At 73.1% G+C, this 18,668-nt stretch carries 16 protein-coding genes and 1 pseudogene; 6 read left to right on the top strand and 11 right to left on the bottom strand.

The features are described 5' to 3' along the window. The first annotated feature begins 40 nt into the window (after positions 1-40). Positions 41-799, top strand: a complete 759-nt coding sequence (locus ACGFYN_RS39380; protein WP_393870791.1) for a type 1 glutamine amidotransferase domain-containing protein — start codon at positions 41-43, stop codon at positions 797-799. A 9-nt stretch (positions 800-808) separates the two neighbouring features. Continuing rightward, on the top strand, positions 809-1,195 hold the full coding sequence (locus ACGFYN_RS39375; protein ID WP_393870790.1) for a PPOX class F420-dependent oxidoreductase: 387 nt from the start codon (positions 809-811) through the stop codon (positions 1,193-1,195). 73 nt (positions 1,196-1,268) lie between these two features. Here ACGFYN_RS39375 and ACGFYN_RS39370 read toward each other — a convergent pair whose 3' ends face one another. Further along, on the bottom strand, positions 1,269-4,043 hold the full coding sequence (locus ACGFYN_RS39370; RefSeq protein WP_393870789.1) for an alpha/beta hydrolase family protein: 2,775 nt from the start codon (positions 4,041-4,043) through the stop codon (positions 1,269-1,271). A 243-nt stretch (positions 4,044-4,286) separates the two neighbouring features. After that, positions 4,287-4,529 (bottom strand): Gfo/Idh/MocA family oxidoreductase, encoded by a 243-nt coding sequence (locus ACGFYN_RS39365; protein WP_393870788.1) that lies wholly within the window; start codon positions 4,527-4,529, stop codon positions 4,287-4,289. Between ACGFYN_RS39365 and ACGFYN_RS39360 the strand changes: the two are divergent. Beyond that, positions 4,420-4,647 (top strand): annotated as a pseudogene (locus ACGFYN_RS39360) (Gfo/Idh/MocA family oxidoreductase); the annotation flags it as partial. The gene ACGFYN_RS39365 and the pseudogene ACGFYN_RS39360 overlap by 110 nt on opposite strands. 274 nt (positions 4,648-4,921) lie before the next feature. Continuing rightward, positions 4,922-5,437, top strand: a complete 516-nt coding sequence (locus ACGFYN_RS39355) for a hypothetical protein (protein WP_393870787.1) — start codon at positions 4,922-4,924, stop codon at positions 5,435-5,437. Here ACGFYN_RS39355 and ACGFYN_RS39350 read toward each other — a convergent pair. Then, positions 5,419-5,811 carry a Zn-ribbon domain-containing OB-fold protein gene (locus ACGFYN_RS39350; RefSeq protein ID WP_393870786.1) on the bottom strand — a complete coding sequence of 131 codons (393 nt, stop codon included), beginning with the start codon at positions 5,809-5,811 and terminating at the stop codon, positions 5,419-5,421. The genes ACGFYN_RS39355 and ACGFYN_RS39350 overlap by 19 nt on opposite strands. A gap of 159 nt (positions 5,812-5,970) precedes the next feature. After that, on the bottom strand, positions 5,971-6,639 hold the full coding sequence (locus ACGFYN_RS39345) for a TetR family transcriptional regulator (protein WP_393870817.1): 669 nt from the start codon (positions 6,637-6,639) through the stop codon (positions 5,971-5,973). A 217-nt stretch (positions 6,640-6,856) separates the two neighbouring features. Between ACGFYN_RS39345 and ACGFYN_RS39340 the strand changes: the two genes are divergently transcribed. Continuing rightward, complete coding sequence (locus ACGFYN_RS39340; RefSeq protein WP_393870785.1) at positions 6,857-7,537, top strand: peptidoglycan-binding protein; 681 nt, start codon at positions 6,857-6,859, stop codon at positions 7,535-7,537. 41 nt (positions 7,538-7,578) lie between these two features. Here the strand turns inward: ACGFYN_RS39340 and ACGFYN_RS39335 are convergent, their stop codons facing one another. From ACGFYN_RS39335 to ACGFYN_RS39305, 7 genes are all read right to left on the bottom strand, one after another. After that, positions 7,579-9,876: a SpoIIE family protein phosphatase gene (locus ACGFYN_RS39335; RefSeq protein WP_393870816.1), complete on the bottom strand. Its 2,298-nt coding sequence runs from the start codon at positions 9,874-9,876 to the stop codon at positions 7,579-7,581. A 203-nt stretch (positions 9,877-10,079) separates the two neighbouring features. Then, complete coding sequence (locus ACGFYN_RS39330) at positions 10,080-10,646, bottom strand: antibiotic biosynthesis monooxygenase (protein ID WP_393870784.1); 567 nt, start codon at positions 10,644-10,646, stop codon at positions 10,080-10,082. Between the two features lie 47 nt (positions 10,647-10,693). Further along, positions 10,694-11,062, bottom strand: coding sequence for a hypothetical protein (locus tag ACGFYN_RS39325; RefSeq protein WP_384265292.1), 369 nt, complete (start codon positions 11,060-11,062; stop codon positions 10,694-10,696). 304 nt (positions 11,063-11,366) lie between these two features. After that, positions 11,367-12,290, bottom strand: coding sequence for a MurR/RpiR family transcriptional regulator (locus tag ACGFYN_RS39320; protein WP_393870783.1), 924 nt, complete (start codon positions 12,288-12,290; stop codon positions 11,367-11,369). A gap of 77 nt (positions 12,291-12,367) precedes the next feature. Next, positions 12,368-14,068 (bottom strand): ArnT family glycosyltransferase, encoded by a 1,701-nt coding sequence (locus ACGFYN_RS39315; RefSeq protein WP_393870782.1) that lies wholly within the window; start codon positions 14,066-14,068, stop codon positions 12,368-12,370. A 93-nt stretch (positions 14,069-14,161) separates the two neighbouring features. Further along, complete coding sequence (locus tag ACGFYN_RS39310; protein WP_393870781.1) at positions 14,162-16,090, bottom strand: phosphatase PAP2 family protein; 1,929 nt, start codon at positions 16,088-16,090, stop codon at positions 14,162-14,164. A 187-nt stretch (positions 16,091-16,277) separates the two neighbouring features. Then, positions 16,278-17,177 (bottom strand): N-acetylglucosamine kinase, encoded by a 900-nt coding sequence (locus ACGFYN_RS39305; protein WP_393870780.1) that lies wholly within the window; start codon positions 17,175-17,177, stop codon positions 16,278-16,280. 242 nt (positions 17,178-17,419) lie between these two features. Here ACGFYN_RS39305 and ACGFYN_RS39300 point away from each other — a divergent pair, with 242 nt between their 5' ends. Further along, complete coding sequence (locus ACGFYN_RS39300) at positions 17,420-18,553, top strand: ROK family transcriptional regulator (protein ID WP_393870779.1); 1,134 nt, start codon at positions 17,420-17,422, stop codon at positions 18,551-18,553. The last annotated feature ends 115 nt before the right edge of the window (positions 18,554-18,668 follow it).

Here is an 18,668-nt window from a genome sequence, read left to right as displayed (position 1 = left end):
CGGGTGTCATGGACACACGACGGCCCTGCATGATGGCCCCATGCGCGTACTGATGCCGGTCCCCGACCACGACTTCGACGTCACCGAGGTCGCCGTGCCCTGGCGCCTGCTCACGGACGCAGGGCACGAGGTCGTCCTCGCCACCGAACACGCCGGCACCCGGCCCGCGGCGGACCCGCGCCTGCTGACCGGCGTCCTGTTCGGGCAGCTCGGCGCGGCGGACGAGCCCAAGCGGTTCTACGAACAGCTCACCGCGGCGCGGGAGTTCGGTGCCACGGTCGGCTGGGCCGACGTGGACGTGACGGCGTACGACGGACTCCTCCTGCCGGGCGGACACGCGCCCGGCATGCGGCAGTACCTCGGCTCGGCGGAGCTGCGGGAGCAGGTCGCCCGGTTCTGGGCACTCGGCCGCCCGGTCGGCGCGATCTGCCACGGCGTGCTGGTCCTGGCCCGGACCGAGGACCCCGGCACCGGACGCAGCGTCCTCGCCGGCCGCAGGACGACCTGCCTGCCGAAGTACATGGAACGCACCGCCTACCTGACCACCGCCTGGCGCCTGGGCCGCTACTACCGCACCTACCCGGCTTACGTGGAGGACGAGGTGCGCGCCGCCGTCGGCGACCCGGCCGTCCAGTTCGAGCGCGGCCCCCGGGAGCTGACCCGGCGCGGCACGGCGGGCGACGACACCCACGCCTTCGTCGTCCGGGACGGCCACTACCTGTCGGCGCGCTGGCCGGGGGACGCGTATCTCTTCGCCCGCCGGTACCGCGAACTCCTCGAAGCACCGGCGGGTGCCTAGACTTTTGTCATGGACCACATGTCGCTGGAGCGGCTCGGCGCCGAGAAGTACGTGCTGATCACCAGCTACCGCAAGAACGGCACCTCGGTCGCCACCCCGGTGTGGGTGGTGCGCGACGGCGACACGCTCGGCGTGTGGACGGTCGCCGACTCGTGGAAGGTGAAGCGGATCCGGGCCCGCAAGGACATTCTGATCGGCCCGTGCGACCTGCGCGGCCATCCCTCCGGCAACCAGCTCCCCGCCGTGGCCGAGATCGGCGACGAGGAGACCGTCGCCCGCTACCGCCGACTCATCGTCCGCAAGTACGGGATCGCGGGCCGCCTCACCCTGCTCGGCAGCCGGCTGCGCCGGGGGCTGAAGGGCACCGTCGGCATCCGCGTCACGCTCGCGCCCTGAGACACCTACGGCCGTGCCGGTCCTCCCCGAAGTCGGAGGACCGGCACGGCCATTCACCACGGCGGGCGCTGATCTACGAGGCGTCGAGCACCGTGCCGCTCAGCACCGCCCCGCCGGGCTGCGGGTCGCCGTTCTCGTCGGTCGCCTGGAAGCGCACCGACTCGGCGGGCTCCGCCACCCGGTCCCCGGCCGTCGGCAGGCTCACCTCGGCACTCAGCGCTCCCTTGGGCACGTTCGTCGTCAGGTACAGGTACTTGATCGACGACAGAGGGCGCTCCGGGTCCGGCGACTCACCCGTGGTGTCGGCGAGCCAGGCCGGGTCGACGTCCTTGGTGGACAGCTCCGGACCGGTGACCGGGACGACGACGAACATCTCGCCGAGGTCCACGTCGGCGGCCCGGGACAGCACCACCTTCCACTTCAGCGGCTTTCCTTCGGTCACCCGGTCCGCCACCGGCGTCACGCTCACCTTGGGCATGGGGTCGTCGTTGAGCACCGTCACCCCGCCGCGGTACGAGCCCACGACGGCGCCGTGCACGGCCTTCACGAGCACTGTGTCGTCGACGTCGTAGGAGTAGCGCGTGTTGCCCGTCACCCGCACCGACACGTCGATGTCGTGGCCGCCCGGGTGCACCGTCACCAGGTGCTGCTTCGCCTTGCCGGTGTCCGGGTCGACGACGTAGACGCGGACCCGGCCACTGCCCTGCCCGGACACCTGGACCGGCACGCGGTAGGTGCGGACGCCGGAGTCGCCCTCCTTGACGGTCGTACGGCCGAGGTCGACCCGCGGCAGCGCCGCCGCACGGACCGCGGGAGTGCCGGGACGCCAGCCCCAGGCATCCATCAGCCAGGCCTTGCCGGAGCGCGAACGCGGCGTCAGCTCAAGGGACTTGACGTGCCCCAGGTCGAGTCCGGCCCGGGTCGCCGCCGACAGCGGGACGCGCGCCTCGCGCGCCCAGTAGGAGGTGGTCCGTTCCGTGCCGGGCAGGCCGTCGACGGCGACGCGGCCGAGTGCGGCCCGCTTGCCGCCGGCGTCGGTGAGGGACACGTCCAGCTTGGTGCCGGTCGAGTTGGGCGGCACGATCACGCGCAGCGAGACGTACTTGGCGCCACCGAGCGACACCGGTGTCCCGGGACGCACCTGTACCGCGGAACCGGGCGCCGACCAGCGCAGCGCGACCGCCCGGCGGCCGACCTCGCGGTCCGTCTCCCACTGCGCGAAGTGCGGCGAGCCACCCTTGGTGCCGGAGCCGAGGCAGGCCACGCCGTTGTCCGGATCCACCGCCGAGCACAGCCGTCCGCCGGTCACGGTGACCTTGCCGTCCGGCAGGAAGGCGCCGGTGCGGTTCGCGCCGACCGCGTGCGTGAGCACCCGCGCTGGATCGGCCGAGGGCGCCCGCCGGCCGGACCCGTCGAGCAGCGGCCGCACACGGTCGTCCCCGGCGACGAACAGCCGTGCCGCCGCGGCGATGTAGGTGCTGCCCGCCTTGTGCTGCTGGTCGGCGGTCAGCCGTGTCGCGGTGCCCGGCGAGCACACCGGGTCCCGCTGGTCGGTGTCGTTGTAGAAGTCGTCGTCGGCGGGCGCCTGCGCCTGCCCGGGCGTCCACTCGGTGTTGAAGAAGTTGTGGTCGGCGCCCACCACGTACACCGCGCTGTGCAGTGCGGTGCCGCGGCTGACGGCGCGCGTGCCGTCGACGTACACCTCACCCTGGAGGTCGGAGACGTCGCCGTCGCAGCCCGGCAGGATCGTGGCCGAGGGCACGTCCGCGACCGGGTTCTGGCCGAAGATCGTCGGTCCGATGAGGAGGGTGCCGCGGATGTGCCAGCGCACGCGGCCGTGGTAGCCGTCCTGCGCGGCGGGCGGCGGATAGAGGCTGTCCATGGCCGCGCGGTTCACGCCCTCGCCGCCGCGCGAGTGGCCCACGAGCAGCACGCGCGAGAGGTCGGCCGGCGGCGCGTTGCGTACGACCGCGGGGGCCGATGCGGGATGGGCGGCCCAGTCCGCCCAGTGCGCCAGGTGCTGCCGCACCAGCGAGGAGCGGGCCTGGGCGCCGCCGTCCTCGGCCCGGTCGTCCTGGGCGTTGATGCCGTTGGCGGAGATCGACACTGTCATATAGCCCTGAGATGCCAGGAGTTGCTGGTCGCGCAGATAGCCGCGGTAGCTCGGGATCGGCTTCGTGCCCTGCGGGCAGGGCCAGTCGCCGGTCACGTCCTGGCCGGAGTAGCACGTGGAGTGGCGGCCGTGCAGGAACAGGGCGAGCGGGCGGTGGCCGGTCGCGCCCTCGGGGGCGACCACCACGGCCTTCATCTCGACCGGCTCGGGGAATCCGGGCAGCCGAACCGGGGCCAGGTCGTACTCACCGGAGGTGGTGCGGTACGAGCCCGGCCTGCCCGGGTCGACGGAGTTCGCGGGGAGCCGGGCGGGCGGCGCAACCGCCGCGGAGCGCCGCCCGCCCGGGGTCTCGGTACGGCCGGTGGCGTCCAACTCGCGGCCGCCGGCCCGTACATGAAGGTCCGTCAGGCCGCTCGCCACTCCGGCCCGATGGAGGTCGAGGCGGAACGTACGGCCGTCCTTGCCGGGGCGCGGAACGCCCAGCATCCGGTCCTTGGCGTAGAACTCGACGCGTGCGTCGGTCATCGGCACCCGGGCCGTGGAGCGCCAGACCAGCTGCCGCCCGGCCCCCTCACCCGTGATCCGCCAGCCGGGAGGCAGGCCACCGTCCTTGTCCTGGGCCGTGGTTGACGGTCTGGCGTGCGGCGGCGGTGCCGCCTGTGCCAGCCCTGGCGATCCCCCCGCCACCGCGAGTACCGCCGCAGCGGTGACCCATATTCGCCGGGCACGGAACAACGTCGCCCTCCTCAAGTCGGGAAACACGGGCACCCCGTGGTCGGCGGGGCCACTCGTGTCCCGGAGGACGGCGGGGCGAGCCTGTGGGTTGCCTGTGACCAGGGATTCGCCAGGTGCCGGGTGGTGCGATCAGGCCAACCGGCGGCGGGACGCATGGGCGCCGGACCCGGGGACAGGAGCCTGCCATGAGCCGAACTCCGTTGCGCGCGGCCGTCGTAGGCACCGGCCACCGCGCCCAGACGTTCACCCGCGGCCTCGCGGCGCGCCCGGCCACCGTGTGGTCTCCCTGTGCGACCCGAACCTCTCGTGCACCGGGTTGAAGCGGTAGTTGAAGGCGACGGTGAGGGAGTTGCCGGTCTGATTCACCGCGTCGAGGATGCGGGTGCAGCGCTCCGCGTCGACGATCATCGGCTTCTCGGTGACGACGCGACAGCCGGCCTGGAGCAAGGTGCGCGCCCTGCTCGCCGACGGCGCGATCGGCGACATCCTCTCCGTCCACTTCGAATGGCTCCTCGACACCCGCCACGGCGCCGACTACTTCCGCTGCCGGCACCGCGACAAGCAGCACAGCGGCGGCCTGATGGTGCACAAGTCGAGCCACCACTTCGACCTGGTCAACTGGTGGCTCGCGGACGAGCCGCAGGACGTCTTCGGCTACGGACGCCTCGGCTTCTACGGCCCCGAGGCGGGCTCACGCCACGGACTGCGCCGGGACTACGACCGGGCCCACGGCGCCGCCCCGGGCAGCGGACGACCCGTTCGCGCTGGACCTGGCGGGCAACGACACCCTGCGGGCGCTGTATCCGGACGCCGAGCAGGACGACGGCTACGTCCGCGACCGCAACGTCTTCGGCGGCCCGGTCACCATCGAGGACGACATGGCGGTCCTGGTCCGCTACGCACGCGGCGCCACGATGACGTACCACCTGACCGCCTACTCCCCGTGGGAGGGCTACCGGGTGATGTTCAACGGCAGCGGCGGCCGTCTGGAGCTGGAGGTCGAGGAGAGCCGCTGGACGCCGCAGCGGGACCCGGTCGCCTCACACAGCGGTGCCCTGCACGGAGACACGGCCGCGGAACACGCCGGCGGCGCGCGGCTCACGCTGCGCCCGCTTCGGCGGCCTCCGGTCGACGTCCCGCCGGAGACCGGTCACGAGGCGCACGGCGGGGGAGACCCGCGCATGCTCGACGCGCTGTTCGGACCCGTGGCGGCCGGACGCCCGGCGGCGCCGGACACGGCGTCGCATCGGACGGCGACCGAACGCGACGGCGCCCTCGCGCTCGTCGTGGGCGTGGCCGCCAACCGCTGCTTCGAGACGGGGCGGCCGGTCGCCGTGCGGGAGCTGATACCCGGACTGCGGGAGGGGCGAGCCGGTCAGGTCCAGGCGCGGTAGGGCTCGTCGACCAGTTGGAAGACGGGCTCGCCGCGGACCGGGTCCTCGGCGGTCGACAGCCGGACCCGGTCACCGCTGTGGATGCCGATCAGCGGGCCCATGACCCGGCCGCGCACGACGAAGCCCTCGGCCATCTCGACGAGCGACACGTTGCGCGCGGCGGGGGTGTTGCGGTGCACGACCGTCGCGTGGCGGACCGTGCCCGTGCCCTCGCTGCGCTCGTTCCGCAGGTCGCCGCCCTGGCAGACCGGACACAGCAGCCGGTGGTACATGGAGGTGCCGCACCAGGTGCAGCGCTGGAAGAGGAGTGTGTCCGCGTCGCGAGTCGCGGGATCGAGCAGGCCCGCCGCGGAGCCCGCTGCCTGACTGGCCACGTTTCCTGTGTAGCTGTACACGCTGGTCAACTCCCTGCGCCTCGGCCGGAATCCAACGTGCGCGGATGAACCGTGCACGGACGTGCCCGGTTGACCGTGCCACCGTGCACGCGACCAATGTATGGCACTCAGTGCCACACGTAAAGGCACTGCGTACCCTCAATTTCGTCCGAGCTCGGACTCGATCTCCTGCACGACCCGCCACAGGGGTGCGTCGCGCCGGGCGACGACGATCACCACGTCCTCCGGCCCGGTGCTCACCCGGGGCACGGGAGATGTGCCGAAGGCGGACTGCACGTAGCCGAGGGCGTGGTCCACCGCGGCTTCGGAGTCGTCCCCGCCGTCCGAACGCAGCCAGGAGCGCAGCGCGTTGTTGTGCGCGGCCACCACGGCGGCCGCGATCACGTCGGCCTGCAGGATGCCGTCGCGCCGGCCGGCGAACCGGGCGCGCAGGTACTCCGCGAGCGCGCGCTCGTAGCGCCACACCACCGACAGCTCGTACGCCCTGAGGCCCGGAACCTTCTTGGTGAGGCGGTAGCGCTGCACGGAGAACGCCGGGTTCTCGGCGTACATCCGCAGCACGAGCCGGGCCGCGTCGCAGACCCGCCGCACGGGCTCGTCGTCCGCCTCGCTCGCGGCTAGGAACGCCGTCATGTCGGCCAGACACCGCTCGTGGTCGGGGAAGACGACGTCTTCCTTGGAAGGGAAGTAGCGGAAGAACGACCGCCGTCCGACGCCGGCGAGCGCCACGATGTCGTCGACCGTCGTCTGCTCGTAGCCCCGCTCCAGGAAGAGCCGGAACGCCGCAGCGACCAGCGCGTCCCGCATCGGTGGCTTCCCGGCCGCCGCCTCCGTAGTCATGAACGGAACGTAGCATCGGTACGGCACTCATGGCACTCGGTGCAGTGGTGTCGGGGAACTCAGTGCTCTCGCCGTCCACGCGGCGAGGGCGTCCGGCGCCGGGTGCTGAACTTCCGGGGCGGCGGCCGCGTATCACTCGTCGGGGATCGCGGAGGCCTCTGCCAGGGGGCGGAAGGAGAGCACTGTGCCCACACCGCCCGGTTCCGGGTCGCCGCACGACCGCCCGCCCCTGGAACCCATCCGTGTCCTGCGCCCGCGGCGCACCGACTCCCTCGCCGAACTGTTCAAGGAGATGGAGCAGGGCCGTGAGGACCTCGAGTCCGTGGCCGTGCCCAACCCGCGGTCCTGGGACGAGGGCGAGACGCAGGAACTCCCGCGCGTGGGCGCCGACGACGACAAGGCATCGCGCGGCGGCGGACGCCGGGGATCCGGACACCGCTGGGGATTCGGCCCCGGACAGCGCCGTGCCGCGATCGCCGTCGCCGTCTCCGCGGCCGCGCTGGTCGGCTTCGGCTGTGCTCTTCTGCTGCCCGGCCGCGGCGACCACGCCGCCGCGCAGACGCCCCGCCCCACGGCGTCCGCCGAGCCGACCGCGGCCGCCGCCACCGACGCCTCGGACCCCGACGGTCCCGGCACCCTGCGTGAGGGCGACAGCGGTCCCGAGGTGACTGACCTCCAGCAACGCCTGCTGCGCGTACCGGACATCTACCCCGACGGCTCCACGAGCGGCAGCTACGACGCCACCCTCAAGGCCGCGGTGGCCCGTTTCCAGCTCTGGTACGGCATCAGCGGCGACGAGACCGGCGTCTACGGCGACGACACCCGGCGCTCACTGGAGTCACGGACGTCGTACGGCACCGGCTGAGGCGCCCGGAGTACGAGGCCTGGCCCCGAGGCTCGGTCCGGCTAGTCCGACTCCGCCGGGGCCCTGAGGTCCAGCACGCAGACGTCGTCCCGCCGTTCGCCCTCCAGCATCGAGGAGAGCAGCGGTCCCAGGGACAGCGAGGCGGGCTCGTCGGTGTGGCTCAGTACAGCGTCGGCGAGGCGCTTCAGGCCCCGGTCGATGCCCTCCCCGGGCCGCTCGACCAGGCCGTCCGTGTAGAAGAGGACACGGTCGCCCGGTGCGAGACGGCACACCGCCTCCTCGTAGCCGGGCGCCGGGCTCGCCCCGAGCAGCATGCCGCGGGGGCGGTCCAGATAGCGCACCTGGCCGTCACGCAGCAGCAGGGGCGGCGGATGCCCGGCCTGGGCCCAGACCAGGCGGCCCTCGGTCGGGTTGTAGCGGGCGAGGACCAGGGTCGCGGTGCCGTGCGAGTCGCGGGAGTGCAGCAGCAGCGTGTTGAGCCGGGTGAGCGCGCCCGTCAGTGAGGACCCGGTGATGACCATGCCCTTGGCCGTGAACCGGAGCTGGGCCATCGTGGCGACCGCGTCGATGCCGTGTCCGGCGACGTCACCGACCATGAACAGGGCGTCCCCGTCCGGCAGTTCTATGGCGCTGAACCAGTCGCCGCCGACGTGGACGCCCGACTGCGCGGGCAGATAGGCGACGTCGACGCGCAGCCCCGCCAGCCGCACCGGCCTGGTGGGCAGGGGGAGCAGCGCGTGCTGGAGCCGGCCGGCCAGGGTCCGCTCGGCGCGCAGCACGTCGTGCTGGGTGAGTATGGCCCGTTCGCTCTCCACGAGGGCGAGTTCCGCGCTGCGCTGCGCGGTGAGGTCCTGGACGACGCCGTGCACCTCGACCGTCGTCCCGGCGGAGTCCGGCACGGCCTCGGCCACGGCCCGCAGATGCCGCAGCCCGTCCGCCGTCCTGACCCGGAAGGGGACGTCGAACGTCCGCCCCTCCGCCAGCAGTTCACCGATGGCGCGGGTCAGCGCGGGTACGTCCTCGGGCAGGGCGAGAACGGGCAGTTCGGTCAGTGCGACGGGACCGTCCGCCGGGTCGCGGTCGAAGAGGGCGAACACCTGGGACGACCAGGTGACCTCGCGTGTGATCAGGTTCCAGCTCGCCCAGCCGAGACCGCCCAGCCGCTGGAGATCCGCCAGGCGTTGCTCCTGCCGGTCGGACGAGCCGTGCCGGACCCAGGTGACGACGAGGCCCTCGCCCAGTCGCGCGGCCCGCACCGTGTAGCTGAACAGTTCCGTGACGCCGTCCACCATCTCCTGAAGACCGAACGGCTCGCTCTCGTACGGCGTTCCGGTGGCCAGCGCGTCCTTCAGGCCCTGCCACATGGGCTCGTCCGCGAGCGCCGGGCAGCACTCGCGGAACCGCCGGCCGATCAGGTCCCGTCCGGCCCGCCCGGTCACGTCGACGGCCTGTGCGGTCGCCGCGTCGATGCGGTAGTCCTCGATGCCGCCCGCCGCGGCCCGCACCGGCGCGAGCAGCATCGCCGCCTCGGGCAGCGCGTCGAACACGGCCTGCACGGCGCCCGCGGAGGCGTCGGCGGTGTCCTGGGGGCGGATGCCGATCGCGAGCAGCCGGCCGGCGCAGAGCCGGGCCACCGCCTGAAGATGCTCCCGGGCGCGCCCGGAGAACGGCTCGACACGCGAGCGCAGGACCCCGATGCACACGGCGGGCCCGTCTCCGGTGGGCACCGGCAGCCAGGCCCGGGACCCCCACAGCCCCGGGGGATCGATCAGCAGGTACTTCTTGCGGTCCGCCTCGGCGTCCTCGAGCCAGCGCGGTTCCCCGGTCCGCAGCGCCTCGAGCGGGGCGATTCCGCTCAGCGGCGGCACGTGGCGCCACTGTGCGGCCAGGATGTCGTCGACGCCGGCCTGCCCGATCAGTTCGAGCTCTCCGGCGGGCAGCCGGGCGTAGATCATGACCGCGTCGGCGTCCAGCTCCGGCGCGAGATGTGCCAGCAGGCACCGGGCGAGATCCTGCGGTGTGTTGACGCGGACGAGTTCCCCGCCGAGCGGGCCGAGATCCGCGGGACCGTCCTCGGGGTCCGCCGCGCCGCGCGGGGGCACGGTCGTGGACACGGAGCGGACGGCGGGTGCCTGCTCCTCGGCGGCGCCGAGCGTGGTCGGTACCAGCGTGCCGAGGGTGATCCAGCACTCCTCCAGCAGCGAGCGGTTGTCCGCCTCTGCGCGCCGCTGGAGTTCCTCCTCCGCGGCGTCGGGGGAGCAGCTCGTCAGCGCCATCACGACGCCCTTCGCCTGCTCGACGACGGCTGCCTTCGCCGCCAGGTCGCGCAGCCGGTCCATCTCGGCGCGCTGTCTGGCGACAACCTTGGCCAGCGCAATGGTGTCCGGCGCGGCGCGGGATTCCGCACCCGGTGCGGGCTCGCTCGTCACGGGTCGAGCATCGCACATCGAAGGCGTTCCGATCGTGGTCTTTCCGGTTCCGGTTTCACCCGAAAACGGAAGGCCCAGGACCTGGTGGCCGGCGCCCCGGTCCGGCGCGTGGGTCACTCGTCCGGCGGCCGGTACAGCCACAGCCGGAACAGCCGGCTGAGCCGTGGCATGACCAGGTACGTCAGCACCGGCAGCAGCACCAAGGGAAACACGGCCGCGCGCAGCGGCAGCGGCCACGTCGCGGTGCGCGGCGTCACCAGCCACTGGATGAGCAGGGTGCAGGGGTAGGCCCCGAGGAAGGTGGTGAGCACCATCTTCCAGCGCGGCGGCGACTGCACCGTGGTGCCGGGCAGGCTGAACCAGGTCTCCATTCCGGTTGTCGACTGCCGCTCGCTGCCGATCTCGGTGGCGACGTCGTCGATCCGCGCGTGCCAGGACGCCCGCTCGTCGGACTCCAGCCATTGCCCCAGCCGCCGTGCGTCGGAGAAGCGGAGCACCGCGTGGTAGCGGTGGCCGTCCTCGGGGCGCAGCCAGAAGACGCCCTCGTTGCCGGGGAACCGTCTGGCGCAGCGGGTGATGCCGCGGGTCCACTCCTCGAACTCCTGCTGGTGGCCGGGGCGCACTTGCCAGGTGAGGACACTGGTGACCGGTTTGCCTCCGCGCAGCTCGGTGGTGCTCATGGTCACCACGTGTGCCACGTGTGGCCCGGATCATGCACCGGGCGTCGTCAGCGCCCGGAGTCGATCAGGGCCTGGCTGACCGCGCGGACGCTGCGCGCGATGTGCTGGAGCTGCATGACCTCGGCCGCGTACAGCTTGATCGTGTGCTCGATGACCGACTCCGGCAGGCCGAGCGCCGGCAGGTCGGCGCGTGCGGTCTGCAGGGCGGTGCGGGCGACGCGGATCTCCTGCTGGACCTGGATGTGCGCATGGCGGGCGAGCAGCACGGGATGGCGGATCAGCGCCGGGTAGCTGCCGTAGCGTGCGGGCACCAGTTCGCGCAGCCACTTGGCCGCCGAGCGCTCCCAGTCGTAGGAACCGGGCTGCTTGACCTGGCACGGCCAGTCCGGGCTGATGCGCGTGGTCGTCAGTTGCATGATCGTCGCTTCCGGTCTGCGGCGTCGGAAGGGTGGTCCGACAAGGGCGGGCGGCCCCGGCCTAGGGGATGACCGGGACCGCCAAGGGCGCTCGCACGGACGAGGCCCGCCCGGACACCACGAGCGCCGACGCGGGTAGGAGACGGCGGCTCCGGGGGGTGTCCGGGGTGACGCCTGAGCAGTATTTATATATGCCGTCCGCTTTGCAAGACGCATGAAAACATTCATGCGCGATATGTAGTGAAAGGTCCCTTTGTAATGGGTGAAAGCCGGAGTGAGTGGTGTTGCCTCTGAGCGCGGGAGCTCAGTCGCGCAGGAAGAACTGGTGCTGCTCGGAGATCTGCTCGTACTCCTCCAGGCGCGCCTGGGTGCGCTCGGGGTCGGCGTCGGTCATGGCCTGCAGCAGCGCCGAGGAGATCACGCCGGGCGCCGCGTAGGTGTCGAAGACCAGGCGGGACCCGGTGCCGGTGGCGAAGACGACCTCCGCCTCGGCGGCGACCGGACCGAGCGCCAGATCCGTGACCAGGGCGATCCGCAGCCCGGCGCTGCGCGCGACCCGCACCGCGGCGAGGGTCTCCTGGGCGTGCCGGGGCATCGAGAACGCCAGCACCCACGTGCCGCCCGCCTCACGCGACTGCAACAGCGCGTCGTAGGCGACGCTGCCGCCCCGTGTCACCAGACGCACGTCCGGATGGATACGCCGCGCCGCGTACGCGAAGTACTCCGCGAGCGAGGCCGAGATACGCAGCCCGAGAACGGTCAGCGGGGTGGACGCCGACAGCTTGCGGCCGAGGTCGATGACCCGGTCGGGGTCGGCGAAGTCGCGCCGCAGGTTCTCCAGGTTCTCGATCTCCGCGTCGATGGCCGCCTGGAGCTCGTTGCTGACGTTCTCCTCCGTCGCGCCGGGCCCGCCCGCCAGGGTGCCGAGGGCGATCGACTGGAGCTTCTCGCGCAGCGCCGGGTAGCCGCTGAAGCCGACCGCGGCGGCGAAGCGCGTCACCGAGGGCTGGCTCACGCCGACGCGTTCGGCGAGGTCGGTGATCGAGAGGAAGGCCGCCTCGGTGATGTGCTCGATCAGGTACTGGGCGATACGCCGCTGGCCGGGGGAGAGGCGGGGCCGGTCGAAGAGCGTTCTGAGCTGGGAGGCCGGGGCGGCCTCGACCTCGGGTGCGGTCTTGCCGGACGTGATGGCGGATGCCTGTGCGCGTGCCTGCTGCGGCGATGGCACCGGTGCGCCTCCTTTGTCTCCCACAGTGCTTCAACATAGCTCACGCACCGTCGTGACCAGGGCTTGTAGCGCACGTCTCACCGCTGGTAGATCGTGATCGAATACCCCACCTCGTCGATCGCGCGACTGCTGTGGATCAACGTGGCCAGCCGGCCCCGCGCCTTGGCCGCCGCCGAGTCCGACACCACCAGCAGCCCGTGGACCTGACGCGGCGCCACCTTGCGCGGGTCGCGGGCGTCGAGGCCGTAGTACGACGGCACTCCGCTGCCCTTGTAGACGAGCCAGATCCGCTCGCCCCGGTACCGCTCGTGCAGCCGGTCCGCGAGCCGGCCGAGGTCCTGGCCCCAGTCCACGTTGGAGTCGTGCAGCCGCAGATGCGTCCTGGCCGGACCACCGAACGCCTCGTTGGAGTACGGCAGATAGTAGGGAAACGTCCGCAGCGAACTGACCGCGACGAACAGCACCAGGGCCGCGGTCGCCAGCGGCGCCCACCGCCACCGCACCGTGAGGACGCAGCCCGCGGCCACCGCGAGGAACAGCGGCACGAAGACGGCATACCGCGTCCCGAAGTCCCGCGACCCGGTCATGGCGGCGGCCAGCAGCACGGCGGCGGGCACGAGCACATAGGGCGCGGCGGGCCGCACCCGCCGTACCGCCACCATCACCACGGCACCGGCGATCCACAGGGCGAGCATGCCGAGCGGCGTCTTCACCAGCAGGGCGGCCGGCAGGTAGTACCAGCGGGACCCCGTGTAGAGATGGCCGAAGAGGAAGCCCTGCCACGGGTAGTTCTCCAGCCCGAACTGGATGCGCATGCCGTCCCGGTAGGACGCCGGCAGCGGCATCAGCCGCACCAGCAACCCCTTCGGGCCGTGCACCGCGGGCACGGGCTGGTCCGGCGCGGGCGTCCAGCGCAGCCGCGGATCGACGACCAGATACGACACCCATACGACGGCCACGGCCACGACGGCGGTGACGAGCGCCGCCACCGCGGCCCGCGCCCCACTCCTGCGCCGGTCGCCGGAACGCGCGTGCCACACCGACCAGGCGGCCAGTGCCATCAGGACCGGAACCACCGGCAGCACGTTCATCTTCGTGGCCAGCGCCGCCCCGAGCGCGACACCGGCCAGCGGCACGTACAGCCGGGGCCTGCGCCGAGCCCGCCACAGCAGCCACGCCGACGTCAGCACGAAGCCGGCCGCCGGTACGTCCAGCGTGGCCAGCGAGCCCTGCGCGATGACGTCGGGGGAGCAGGCGTACAGCGCGAGCGCCGCCAACCCGGCCACTGCGCCCGCCAGTTCACGGGCGAAGGCGAACACGACGAGCCCGAACAGCAGGGTCAGCACGATCATCGGCAGCCGGGCCCAGAACATCAGCCGCCACGGGTCGTTCCCGGACTCGTACAGCAGATGCCGCCCGGCCTGGCTCTGGCCGCCCTTGTACGCCGTGTCGACGTGCGGGCCGGCGATCGCCACCCCGGCGGCGACGATCAGCTTGCCGAGCGGCGGATGCTCGGGGTTGAGGCGCACGCGGTGCTCGTGCAGGTAGTCGGCGGCCGTGGCGACGTAGATGGGCTCGTCGATCGTCGGCGTCTGCTGCACGGCGGTGGTGACCATGGCCGCCGCCATCTGACCGAGCAGCACGACGACCAGCAGCGGCACCAGCCACCGCCTGCCCGGCCGGCGCGACGGTTCGGCCGCCGTCACTCGTCCCGGCGGGTGTTCCTCGTCGTCGTGCGTGCCCGGCTCGAGGACCGAGTGCTGTTCCTGCGCCATCATCCGCCCCGCGCCGACGCCGGCCGCAAGGAGGCGGGGCTGATCCGGACCCGTCCCATGGGCCCTACTCTCGCACCAGCGCCCGCCCCCCGGGCGTCACCGCTTCAGGAGTCGTACCGACAGACCTTCCGTCGTGTAGACGGGTACGGCCCGCAGGCGGTCGGAGTTCAGCTCGACGCGGTCGAACGATCCGCGCAGCCGCGGAGCCGACAGGACGCGCACCGTGCTGCCCGCGGCGGGCGGCCTGCGGTCGTCGAGCCGCAGCGACAGCACGCTGCCCGTGCCGAGCAGAGCGCGGCGCGTCACCTCCAGGGCGGGCTCGTGGCCCGAACGCAGGGGCAGCTCCAGCGTGGCGGACTCCTGGGAGAACACACCGTGCACCCGCACCGGCTGCTCCGTCCGCAGCGTTCCGCCGGACACCCGCACGTCGCCGTGGCCCAGCGCGTGGGGCGAGGCGGCGACCAGGGTGCCGTCCTCCACGACGGTGCCGCCGGTGTACGTGTTGTGGCCGGTCAGGGTGAGTGCGCCGGTGCCCCGCTTGGTCAGCCCGCCGTCGCCGTCGATGTCGTTGCGCCAGCTGTCGGCCGCGTGGAAGCCGCCCGCCGCCGCGTCCAGCGTCACCGTCACGTCGGAGTCGAAGGCACCGTAGCCGTCCGCCGCGGCGAACAGGTTGAGCCGTCCCCACTGCTCGAAGCCGTCGAGGAGCACGTACCCGGAGGGCAGTGCGGTCGTGCGCAGGACCTCGCGGCGCCGGTCCGCGTCCAGGTACGGCAGCCGCGTCTCCAGCAGCACCTCGGCGCCCTTGGGCACGGTCGGCGGCAGGCTGCGGCCCTGGCGGGTCAGCACGTACGTCAGGCGGGGTGCGACCGCGCGGGCGTTGGCGTCGCGGTCGGCGTAGGGGTCGCTCGCGTCGGAGTGGGCGAAGGCGAAGAGGGTGTCGGCCGTGGTCCCGGTCTGCGCCTCGAAGTAGGCGAGGGCCTGGGCGCGGGCCGCGGCCTTGAGGGCGGCGTTCGCCGGGTCGGCCAGGGTGGCGGCGGCCAGGGCCGTGGCCATGACGCGGCCGCCGAGCACGTCGACCGTGGAGTGCATGCCCGCCACGATCCGGGTGTGGCTGAGCTCGAAGGCGCGCGTCACCAGCTCCTGGAACCGCTCGGGAACGGCGTACGCGTAAGCCAGGCAGGCCAGGTGGAAGGCGTTGGTGTGGCCGCTGGGGAAGCCGCCGTCGTCCGTCGGGCTCGTGCTGCGCTGGCGCAGCAGCTGCGGCGCGACGACCACCTTCGAGTCGTACACGGGGAAGCCGAGCGCGTCCGTGCGGCCCGTGTCGACGACCTCGCTGTCCTCGTTCATGCGCCACGGACGCGGGTACTGGTAGGCGTACTTGGACGGGTTGCCGGAGGCGTACGGGCCGCGCACCGTGTCGACCAGTTCCGCCACCTTGCCGAGGTCGGAGTCGTGCGACCCGGCGCCGAGCGCGGAGCCGGCCGGGGCGTCGGCGGGCACGGCGTCGTCGATCTTGGCGGGCGGCGTGCCGTCGGGGGCGACGGTGATCGACGTGACCGCCTTGGCGCCCGCCCGGTAGAGGCCGGCCAGGGGGCCCAGGCCCGCGATCATCGCGTAGCTCTGGTGCTGGCGGTCGTAGAGGAACGCCTCCTTCGCCTGCGCGTCCGTGCGCGCACCCGTGATCCGGGCGCAGTAGCGCATGTTGGCGCGCAGCACCTCGGGCCGCAGCGGCGTGCCGGTGTTCCAGGCGCCGCCGGTCTTCCAGACCTGGGCGAAGCCGCCGAGGACGCGGACGACGGCGTTGGTCTCGGGCGTGACGTTCGCCGAGACGTTGGTCGTGTAGTCGTCGACGAACGCGGCCGGGGCCGTGGCGGCCTTGGCGTCGGCCGCGGTCAGCCACGTCACGAAGGTGGGCGCGGCCAGCACACCGGCCGATGCGCCCAGGGAGGTCTTGAGGACTCCCCGTCTGCCGACGGGGAGTCGACCGGCCGACGAGGAGGAGCCGTACCCGGCTGATGACGGCATGCGTGTGCCTCTCTTGAGTTCTGCGGCCCTGCGGCCTGAAGGAAGAGCGAGCAGAGGTGCCTGGTGGGACGGTTGAATCCGGTGGGACCCGTGAACCTTTGAGCGAAGATCTACGGCCGGGCCCTGACCCGTCGGCGAGGGGCCGGCGGCCGGGATGTGGCGTGTGCGTGAACGCGGGCCTGCGGGTTCACAGGATCGAGCGGGCCAGCGCAACGGCCCCCTCGACCGGCGGCACGCCCAGCGGCTGCGGGCGCGCTCCGGGCAGGGACGCGGCGAGCGAGGCCACGAAGGCTTCGTACAGCGGAGGTTGGGCGAGGATCGTGCTGCCCGCGACGACCACGTCGTCCACCGCGACCCCCCGCTCGGCGAGCCGTTCCACGAGCCCGGCCAGCGAACGGCCGGCCTCGGCAATCACCGCACGGGCGAGCGGTGAGCCCGCCTCGGCGGCCGCGAACACGGCCGGCGCGTGCCGGCCCCACTCCGCGGAGACATCGGCGGCGCTCTCCAGCGCGGCGCCGAGTGCAGGTACCTCGGGAACGCCGAAGGACGCGAGCAGACCCCGGGCGAGTGCGTCGGGCTCCTCCCCGCGGTCGTGCGCCGCCCACGCGGCCCGCGCCGCCTCGCGTACGAGACCGGCCGCGCCGCCCTCGTCGCCGAGCACCGCGCCCCAGCCGCCGACCTGGACGGGATCGCCGCCGGCCAGGCGGCCCACCGCGACGGACCCGGTGCCGGCGACCAGACCGACGCCCTTGTCCAGGCCGGCGGCGGGCACGAGCAGTTCGGCGTCACCGACGACCGACGCGGGCACGTCGAAGTGGAGTTGCAGGGCGGTACGTATCTGCGCGCACTGGCGCGGTGTCTCGCAGGCGTGGCCGCCCACGGCGACGGCGGACGGGCGCGCGCCCGCGGGCAGCGCCTCGGAGACCACCGCGGCCAGCCGGGCGGCCGCGGCCACGGGGTCGTGGGGCCGCCAGCCGCTGCTCGTCCGCACATGGTCGGCGACGCGGCCGGAACCGGCGTAGGCACGCAGATGTGTCTTGGTGCCACCCACGTCGATGCCGACCACGAGGGGCGTGGAGTCCTGCACGGATCCTCTTTCGTCGTTGTGCTGCACTGCACTTGCGTTGCACTGCGACGGCGGGCGAACCGTGCCTGGGACAAGGGGAGTCGAGGAACTAGGGAAGCCCCGGGACGGGCCTCTGGCGGACACGGCAGGCGAGTACCGTGAAGTTCGTTAGGAAGTTAACTAACGAAGTACAGTGCGTCAAGAGGTGTCGCGCACTCGATCACCGAGCGACCCTGACCCGTGGGAGAACTGTGATACACGACGTGGCGCAAGCCCCCCGCCTGACCGAGAGCGCGAGCGCCGTGTTCGCCGTGCTCGCCGAGGCGGGCAGCGCGACCCGGCCCCAGCTCGCGAGCCTGGCGGGTCTGTCCAAGCCGACCGTGTCCTCAGCCGTCGCCGAGCTGGAGGGCGCCCGGCTCGCCGCCCACTCCGGCACCGCCTCCGGCGCCACTGGCCGGTCCGCCGCCGTCTACGGTCTCGGCCCGGCCGCCGGCGTCGTGCTCGCGGTCGACCTCGGCCCCGCCGTGACCCGGGTGCGCGGCTGCGCCCTGGACGGCACCCTGCTCGCCGAGGCCACCGGGACCCGGCCCGAGGCCCCCGACGTGGTGCGCGAGGCGCTCGCCGCGCTGCCCGACGGGGCGCCGCTGCGCACCGTCGTCGTCGCCGTCGGCGACGTCACCGCGCGGGGCAAGGAGGGCTTCGGCGTGCGCCCCGCGACGGCCAAGGCCGGGCCCGTCTTCGACGCCATGGCGGTCGCGCTGCCGCCGGGTGTTCCGGTCCACCTCGAGAACAACGTCAACTGCGCCGCGCTCGCCGAACTCCACGAAGGCGCCGCACGCGGCCGGCACACCTTCGGCTATCTGCGCATCGGCGTCGGCATCGGTCTCGGCATCGTGGTCGGCGGGCAGGTGCTGCGCGGGGCCAACGGGGCCGCGGGTGAGCTGGCCCGGCTGCCCTACCCCTGGGACGAGGGCCGTGAGCCGCGCCACGAGGCGATCGAGGAGCACATCGGCTCGCGCTCGCTCCTGCGGCGGGCGGCGGTCGCCTGGCGGGCCGAGGACGGGCCGTGCCCCCGCACCGCCGAGCAGCTCTTCGCCCTCGCCGGGGAGGGCCGGGAGACGGCCCGTGCCGTGCTCGCCCGCCATGCCGCGGACGTCGGCCGGCTCGCCGCCGCCGTGACCGCCGTACTGGACCCGGGGCTGATCGTCCTGGGCGGCAGCACCGCCGCCGATCCGCAGATACTTCCCGGTGTACGGGCCGAACTCGCGCGGCTGAGCTGGCCCACCGAAGTGGTCAGCAGCACCGTCGGTGACCTCGGCACGGTCGTCGGTGCAACCCGGCTCGCGGTCGCCCGGGGAGTCCAAACCGTGACCGAGGCCGCGCGGGCGAAGGATTGACGGCTTCCGACTCGGTCTGCCAATGTCCGGACAAGCGCTTTCTAAGTCGGTCGGGACGCCGGCTTGGGTTGGCGTCCCGCCCGTACGCGAAGTACGGCAGCCGCACGAGGGTGAG

Source organism: Streptomyces sp. NPDC048419, assembly GCF_043200415.1.
GTDB lineage: Bacteria > Actinomycetota > Actinomycetes > Streptomycetales > Streptomycetaceae > Streptomyces.
Note: the sequence above shows the minus strand (reverse complement) of the source record. Positions and strands in the feature narration are given on the sequence as shown.

What these genes read in the sequence shown, in the direction of transcription:
- ACGFYN_RS39380 (WP_393870791.1), top strand. Translation starts at nt 41, where the DNA reads ATGCGCGTACTGATGCCGGTCCCCGACCACGACTTCGACGTCACCGAG.
- ACGFYN_RS39375 (WP_393870790.1), top strand. Translation starts at nt 809, where the DNA reads ATGGACCACATGTCGCTGGAGCGGCTCGGCGCCGAGAAGTACGTGCTG.
- ACGFYN_RS39365 (WP_393870788.1), bottom strand. Translation starts at nt 4,529, where the DNA reads ATGTCGCCGATCGCGCCGTCGGCGAGCAGGGCGCGCACCTTGCTCCAG.
- ACGFYN_RS39355 (WP_393870787.1), top strand. Translation starts at nt 4,922, where the DNA reads ATGGCGGTCCTGGTCCGCTACGCACGCGGCGCCACGATGACGTACCAC.
- ACGFYN_RS39345 (WP_393870817.1), bottom strand. Translation starts at nt 6,639, where the DNA reads ATGCGGGACGCGCTGGTCGCTGCGGCGTTCCGGCTCTTCCTGGAGCGG.
- ACGFYN_RS39335 (WP_393870816.1), bottom strand. Translation starts at nt 9,876, where the DNA reads ATGGACCGGCTGCGCGACCTGGCGGCGAAGGCAGCCGTCGTCGAGCAG.
- ACGFYN_RS39330 (WP_393870784.1), bottom strand. Translation starts at nt 10,646, where the DNA reads ATGAGCACCACCGAGCTGCGCGGAGGCAAACCGGTCACCAGTGTCCTC.
- ACGFYN_RS39325 (WP_384265292.1), bottom strand. Translation starts at nt 11,062, where the DNA reads ATGCAACTGACGACCACGCGCATCAGCCCGGACTGGCCGTGCCAGGTC.
- ACGFYN_RS39315 (WP_393870782.1), bottom strand. Translation starts at nt 14,068, where the DNA reads ATGATGGCGCAGGAACAGCACTCGGTCCTCGAGCCGGGCACGCACGAC.
- ACGFYN_RS39310 (WP_393870781.1), bottom strand. Translation starts at nt 16,090, where the DNA reads ATGCCGTCATCAGCCGGGTACGGCTCCTCCTCGTCGGCCGGTCGACTC.